Raw genomic sequence first — 252 nt, forward strand, 5'->3', positions numbered from 1 at the left:
CCATCGGTCGAGTATTCGACGGTCGCGCCGGTTTCGATGCCGGTGAGGTTCAACGTGCCGACATTGGTGACGTGATCGGACGCACTGCTGCCGGAATCGGTGGCGAGCGCAACACCGGGTGCGGCGGCCGAGGTGTCGAGCGTGAAGTTGAACGACGTCGGATCGGACGTGTTGCCGGCGATATCGGTCTGCCGGACCTGTACGTCGTTCAGGCCTTCGGTGGCACTGAAACTGGTGCTCCAGGTGTGACCG

1 protein-coding gene is annotated in these 252 nt (G+C 63.5%); it reads right to left on the reverse strand.

Annotation, left to right across the window (positions count from 1 at the left end; genetic code table 11):
• Positions 1 to 252, reverse strand: a 252-nt coding sequence (locus U4012_RS35780) for a hypothetical protein (RefSeq protein WP_321804608.1), incomplete at both ends; no start/stop codon positions are given.

The sequence above is a fragment of the Burkholderia sp. BCC1988 genome (genome assembly GCF_905339895.1).
Taxonomy (GTDB): Bacteria; Pseudomonadota; Gammaproteobacteria; order Burkholderiales; family Burkholderiaceae; genus Burkholderia.